This is a genomic window from Cellulomonas hominis (assembly GCF_901521055.1).
Classification (GTDB): domain Bacteria; phylum Actinomycetota; class Actinomycetes; order Actinomycetales; family Cellulomonadaceae; genus Cellulomonas; species Cellulomonas endometrii.
Genome location: NZ_CABEGA010000054.1, coordinates 21638 through 27861 on the forward strand (window position 1 = coordinate 21638; position 6224 = coordinate 27861).

6 protein-coding genes are annotated in these 6224 nt (G+C 75.1%); 2 read left to right on the forward strand and 4 right to left on the reverse strand.

The annotated features are described in order from the left end of the window. Nucleotides 1–7: 7 nt before the first annotated feature. Nucleotides 8–1279 (forward strand): DUF4032 domain-containing protein, encoded by a 1272-nt coding sequence (locus KJP73_RS14380; RefSeq protein ID WP_213283557.1) that lies wholly within the window; start codon nucleotides 8–10, stop codon nucleotides 1277–1279. 24 nt (nucleotides 1280–1303) lie between these two features. Here KJP73_RS14380 and KJP73_RS14385 read toward each other — a convergent pair whose 3' ends face one another. Genes KJP73_RS14385 through KJP73_RS14400 form a run of 4 tightly spaced genes read right to left on the reverse strand, consistent with a single transcriptional unit; the run spans nucleotide 1304 to nucleotide 5209 of the window. Further along, a complete protein-coding gene (locus KJP73_RS14385) occupies nucleotides 1304–1789 on the reverse strand; it encodes a pyridoxamine 5'-phosphate oxidase family protein (RefSeq protein WP_213283558.1) in 486 nt (161 codons plus the stop codon). Between the two features lie 56 nt (nucleotides 1790–1845). After that, nucleotides 1846–2847: a 23S rRNA (guanosine(2251)-2'-O)-methyltransferase RlmB gene (gene rlmB, locus KJP73_RS14390; protein WP_213283559.1), complete on the reverse strand. Its 1002-nt coding sequence runs from the start codon at nucleotides 2845–2847 to the stop codon at nucleotides 1846–1848. Beyond that, complete coding sequence (cysS, locus tag KJP73_RS14395; RefSeq protein WP_213283560.1) at nucleotides 2847–4286, reverse strand: cysteine--tRNA ligase; 1440 nt, start codon at nucleotides 4284–4286, stop codon at nucleotides 2847–2849. The genes rlmB and cysS overlap by 1 nt, the downstream gene beginning before the upstream one ends. A gap of 11 nt (nucleotides 4287–4297) precedes the next feature. Continuing rightward, on the reverse strand, nucleotides 4298–5209 hold the full coding sequence (locus tag KJP73_RS14400) for a LysR family transcriptional regulator (RefSeq protein ID WP_213283561.1): 912 nt from the start codon (nucleotides 5207–5209) through the stop codon (nucleotides 4298–4300). 72 nt (nucleotides 5210–5281) lie between these two features. Between KJP73_RS14400 and KJP73_RS14405 the strand changes: the two genes are divergently transcribed. Continuing rightward, nucleotides 5282–6217, forward strand: a complete 936-nt coding sequence (locus KJP73_RS14405) for an EamA family transporter (RefSeq protein WP_213283562.1) — start codon at nucleotides 5282–5284, stop codon at nucleotides 6215–6217. Nucleotides 6218–6224 lie beyond the last annotated feature (7 nt).

The window sequence follows — 6224 nt, forward strand, 5'->3', positions numbered from 1 at the left end:
CGACCCCATGACCCCTCGCACGCGCCTGCAGATCACCGCGGCCGCGCCCGACCCGGCGCTCCTGGACCTCCCGTGGGACGTGCCGCTCGCCGACTGGCCCGCGGACCAGCTCGCCGCCCTCCCCCGCGGCATCTCCCGGCACACCGTGCGGTTCGCGCGGCTGTCCGGCCGGGTGATCGCGATCAAGGAGATCGGCGAGAGCGTCGCCTACCGCGAGTACGAGCTGCTGCGCCAGCTGGGCCGCCTGGACGTGCCGAGCGTCGAGCCCGTCGGGGTCATCACGGGCCGCACCGCCCCGGACGGCGAGCCGCTGGAGGCCGTGCTCATCACGCAGCACCTGCGCTTCTCGCTGCCGTACCGCGCGCTGTTCAGCCAGTCCCTGCGGCCGGACACCGCCACCCGCCTGATCGACGCCCTCGCGGTGCTCATGGTCCGGCTGCACCTCGCGGGCTTCTACTGGGGCGACGTGTCGCTGTCGAACACCCTGTTCCGCCGCGACGCCGAGACGTTCGCCGCGTACCTGGTGGACGCGGAGACCGGGGACCTGCACGACACCCTGACCGACGGGCAGCGCGGGTACGACCTCGAGGTCGCCCGCGTGAACATCATCGGCGAGCTGATGGACCTGCAGGCCGGCGAGTTCCTCGAGGAGGACGTCGACGCCGTCGCGATCGGCGCGATGCTGGTCGAGCGGTACGAGGAGCTGTGGGTGGCGCTGACCACCGCCGAGTCGTTCGGCCTGGACGAGCGGTGGCGGGTGCAGGCGCGCATCGAGCGGCTGAACGACCTGGGCTTCGACGTCGGCGAGCTGGACATCACCACCGACGTCGACGGCACCAGCGTCCGCATCCAGCCCAAGGTCGTGGACGCCGGGCACCACTCCCGGCGGCTCATGCGGCTCACCGGGCTGGACGTGCAGGAGAACCAGGCCCGCCGCCTGCTCAACGACCTCGACCAGTTCCGCGCGGCCACGGACCGCCAGAACGACGACGAGACGTTCGTGGCACACGACTGGCTCACCGAGGTGTTCGAGCCCGCCGTCCGCGCCGTCCCCCGCGCGCTGCGGCCCAAGCTGGAGCCCGCGCAGCTCTACCACGAGCTGCTCGACCACCGCTGGTTCCTGTCCGAGGGCCGGGGGCGCGACGTGCCGATGCGCGAGGCCGTGCAGTCCTACGTCCAGGACATCCTGCCGAACCGCCCGGACGAGGAGTCGGTGCTCGGCGTCTCCGCCGCGGACCTGCGCGAGGACGCGGACGCCCTGCCCGCCGCGACGGACTGACCCCGCGGCCGCGCGCGGCCCGGCCTAGAGCTCGACGCGCTCGTTCGGCGCCTCGAGCCGCTCGCCGCTGACCTTCGCCTTCACGAAGCTCAGCAGCGTCGCGACGCGACCCCCGGGGGCGTCCCAGTACTCGGCGGACTCCGCGCGCACGCGCAGCAGCACCGCCTGCGGGGAGTCCGGGCCGTCCGGCAGCCACGCCTCGACGCCGGCGCTCCACAGCTCACGCTTCTTCTCGGCGTCGTCGACGACCTGCGCGGTGCCGGCGACCGACACCCACGTGGCGCCGGAGCCGACGGCGACGTTCACGCCCGGGTGCGCGGCGACGTGGTCGAGCTTGCGGGAGGTGCGCTCGGCGAAGAACCAGAGGTCGCCGTCGAACTCCACCTCCTGCAGCGCCATGGGGCGCGCCACGAGGGTGCCGTCGGGGGCCACGGTGGTCAGCACGCCGAGCCGCTGGTCGCGCAGCAGCCGGGCGACGGTCGCGACGGCGTCGTTCGTGTCGGTGGGCATGCGTCCATCGTGCGGCCGGGTGCGGTGTCCCGCACCCGGGCCGCCGGACGGGCGCGTCAGCTGGTGCGCTGGCGGGCGACCTCGTACAGGGCGATGCCCGCGGCCACGCCGGCGTTCAGGCTCTCGACCTCCGACGTGATCGGGATCGAGGCGATGGCGTCGCAGTGCTCCCGCACCAGGCGCGACAGGCCCTTGCCCTCGGAGCCGACGACCAGCACCAGCGGGTCCGTCGAGTACGGCAGGTCCTGCACGGAGACGTCCCCGCCGCCGTCCAGCCCGACGATGAAGCACCCGGCCTCGTGCAGGCGCTCCAGCGCCCGGACCAGGTTCGTCGCACGGGCCACCGGCACGCGGGCGGCGGCACCCGCCGACACCTTCCAGGCCGACGCCGTCACGCCCGCGGCGCGGCGCTCGGGGACGAGCACGCCGTGCGCGCCGAACGCCCCGGCGGACCGCAGCACGGCACCGAGGTTGCGGGGGTCGGTCACGCCGTCGAGCGCGACGATCAGCGGCGCGCGGTCGCTCGCGGTGGCCACGTCCAGCAGGTCCTCGACGTCCCGGTACTCGTACGGCGGCACCTGGATCGCGACGCCCTGGTGCACCGAGCCGTCGGTCATCCGGTCGAGCTCCGGCTTGGTGACCTCGAGCAGGGGGTAGCCCTCGTCGGCGGCCGTGCGCAGGATCTCTCGCGTGCGGTCGTCGGACTCCAGGCGGCTGGCGATGTACACCGCCGACACCGGGATGCCTGCGCGCAGCGCCTCGACCACCGAGTTACGACCGGCGACCACCTCGGTGACGCCCGCGCCGCGCTTCCGGCCGGCCGCCGCACCGCCGCGTCCGGCCGGGCGGTTGCCCGAGGGGCGGCCGCCCGCGACGTTCTGCCGGCGCTCGGCCGCAGCCTTCTTCTTGCCGGCCGGGTGGTACGTGCGGTCCTCGGCCTTGGGGGTGGGGCCCTTGCCCTCGAGCCCGCGGCGGCGCTGACCGCCGGACCCGACGCTCATGCCCTTCTTGCTGCCCGGCTTGCGCGTCGCGCCCCGGCGCTGGGAGTTCCCGGCCATCAGTTCTCGTCCTCAGGTGTCGGGCGCGCGGCGAGTGACCAGCGCGCGCCGGTGGCGTTGTCCTCGACGGCCACGCCTGCGGCCGCCAGTCGGTCACGGATCGCGTCCGCGGTGGCCCAGTCCCGGGCGGTGCGGGCCGCGGCCCGCGCGTCGAGCTCGGCACGCACGAGGGCGTCCAGCGCCTCCGCGTGCCGGTCGTCGGTGCGGCCGGCACCCCACTGCTCGCCGGCCGGGTCGAGCCCGAGCACGTCGAGCATCGCGCGCACGGCGACCAGCCCGGCGCGCACGGCCGCGTCGTCGCCCGCCGCGAGGGCGGAGTTCCCGGCGCGCAGGTGCTCGTGCACGACCGCGAGCGCGGCGGGCACGTTGAGGTCGTCGTCCAGCGCCGCGCCGAACGCCTCGGGCAGGTCGGTCGTCGCGAGCTCCGCGGCGGGCACGGCGCCCACGCGCTCGGTGGCGCGGTCGACGAACCCGGCGAGCCGGTCCCAGGTGGCCTCGGACTCGGCGAGCGTGTCCGGGGTCCACTCGAGCATCGACCGGTACTGCACGGCCGTCAGGGCGTACCGCAGCACGGCGGGCCGCACCGTCTCCAGCAGGGCGCTGACCAGCAGGCCGTTGCCGAGCGACTTGCTCATCTTGGCGCCCGACTGCGTCACCCAGCCGTTGTGCAGCCAGTAGCGGGCGAACCCGTACCCGGCGGCGCGGGACTGCGCCTGCTCGTTCTCGTGGTGCGGGAACCGCAGGTCGAGCCCGCCGCCGTGGATGTCGAACGTGTCGCCCAGGTAGCGCTGCGCCATGGCGGAGCACTCGAGGTGCCAGCCGGGGCGGCCGCGGCCGAACGGGGTGTCCCACGCGGCGGTCCCGGGCTCGCCCGGCTTGGCGGCCTTCCACAGCGCGAAGTCGTGCGGGTCGCGCTTGTCGCCCCCCGCGCCGTCCGGGGCGGGAGCCATGTCGTCCAGGCGCTGGCTGGTCAGGGAGCCGTAGTCCGCGTAGGAGCGGACGTCGAAGTACACGTCCCCCTCCCCCGCGACGTAGGCGTGCCCGGTGTCGACCAGCCGCTGCATGAGGGCGACCATCGCGGGCACGTGCCCGGTGGCGCGCGGCTCGTACGTCGGGGGCAGCACGCCGAGGGCGTCGTACGCGCTGGTGAACGCGCGCTCGTTCTGCATCGCCCACGCCCACCACTCGACGCCGGCCTCCGCGGAGCGGGCCAGGATCTTGTCGTCGATGTCGGTGACGTTCCGGACCATCGTCACGTCGTGCCCCGTCCGGCGCAGCCAGCGGACCAGCACGTCGAAGGCGACGACCGACCGCACGTGGCCGATGTGCGGGGGCGCCTGCACGGTCGCGCCGCACAGGTAGATGCCGACCCGGCCCGGGACCACGGGGACGAAGTCGCGCACCTCGCGGGTGGCGGTGTCGAACAGGCGCAGGCTCACAAGGGTCAAGGCTACCGGGGCCGGTGCGCCGGACCGTCGAAACGGGCCGCCTCGGTGCGCAGGGCCTCCAGCACACGGCCCACGACCCGGCGCTCGGCGCGGTCGGGGCGCACCAGCGCGTCGATCCGCCGGCCCGCGCGCACGCCCGCCAGCGGCACGAGCCGCACCCCCCGCAGCCCCGCGGTGTGCCGGGGCAGCAGGCTGATGCCGTGGCCCGCCGCGACCAGGGCCTCGACGACCCCGAAGTCGTTGAACCGCTGCACGATCCGCAGCGGTGCCCCCACGGCGGCGGTCACCGCGTCGAGCACCCCCGCGACCGGGAACCCCTCCCGCACGGCGATCCACGGCTGGTCGGCCAGGTCGTGCGGCGTCAGCACGTCGCGGGCGGCGAGCGGGTGCCCGGGCGGGAGCGCCACGTCGAGCGGCTCGCGCAGCAGCGGGACGACCTCCAGCCCCGCCGGCCACTCGTACGCGGAGTCCGGCCGGTGGGCCACCACGACGTCGAACTCGGTGGTCAGCGCGGGGAAGTCCTCCTGGGCGACGTCCTCGTCGCCGAGCTCCACCCGCACGCCGGCCATCGCCTGCACCCGCGTCAGCAGCCCCGGCAGCAGCAGCTCCGCTCCCGACTGGAACGCCGCCACCCGGACCGTGCCCTGCGGGGCCGAGCGGAACGCGTCCACCGCCGCCTCCGCCCGCTCCAGGGCGACCGCGACGTCCAGGGCCGCGTCGGCGAGCGCCCGGCCCGGCCCCGTCAGCCGGATCCCCCGGCCGACCCGCTCGACCACGTCGACCCCCGCGTCGCGGGCCAGCGCGCGCAGCTGCTGCGAGACCGCCGACGGGGTGAGGTGCAGGACGGCGGCCGCCGCGGTGACCCCGCCGTGGTCCCGGACCGCCCGGAGCGTCGCCAGGTGCCGCGTGTCCATGCAGCGACGCTACATGGTCGGTCACGGATCTTTCGATGGTGCTGGACGGTGGCGCCCGCGCATCATCGACCCATGCCGCTGCGCGACCGCCTCCTCGCCCTCACGGTGGCCCTGGTGTGGGGACTGAACTTCCCGGCCATCCACCTGTCCCTCGAGCAGTTCCCGCCGTTCTTCCTGGTCGCGCTGCGGTTCGCCGTGCTGGCCGTGCCGACCCTGCTGCTGGTGCCCCGCCCACGCGTGCCCGTGCGCTGGCTGCTCGGGTACGGCATCGGGTTCGGGGTCCTCCAGTTCGCGTTCCTCTACCTCGCGATGGACACCGGCATGCCGACCGGGCTCGCGTCCCTGGTCCTGCAGGCGTCTGCGCCGTTCACCGTGCTGCTGGGCGCGGCGTGGCTGCGGGAGCGGATCAGCGCGCGGCAGGCCGTCGGCGTCGGCCTGGCGCTCTGCGGGCTCGGTGGCATCGCGGCCCTGCGCGCCGGCGCCGGGGCGTCCGCGGGGCTGCTGCCCGTGGTGCTGACGCTGTGCGGCGGGCTGGGGTGGGCGTTCGGCAACGTGTCGAGCCGGCAGGCGCACCCGGACAGCCCGTTCCGGTTCATGCTGTGGATGTCCGTCGTGCCGCCGCTGCCGATGCTCGCGCTGTCGCTGGCGGTCGACGGGCCGGCGGCCATCGGGCGGTCGCTGACGACGCTCGGCACGCCCACCGCCGCGTGGGCGCTCGCCGGGCTGGCGTTCACGGTCCTGGTGGCGACCGTCGTCGGGTCGGGCATCTGGACCGCGCTGCTCGCGCGGCACCCGTCGGGGGTGGTGGCGCCGTTCTCGATGCTGGTGCCCGTCGTGGGGATCGCGGCGTCGTGGCTGATCTTCGACGAGCGCCCGGCGACCGGGGAGCTGGTGCTGGGCGCTCGTCGAAGATCAGCCACGACGCCGCGATCCCCACGACCCGTCTCTTCTACACCTCTCCCAGCCCCCCAGACGCCACGCCATCCCCTCTGCCGGCTTCTGCTTTGAAAAAACA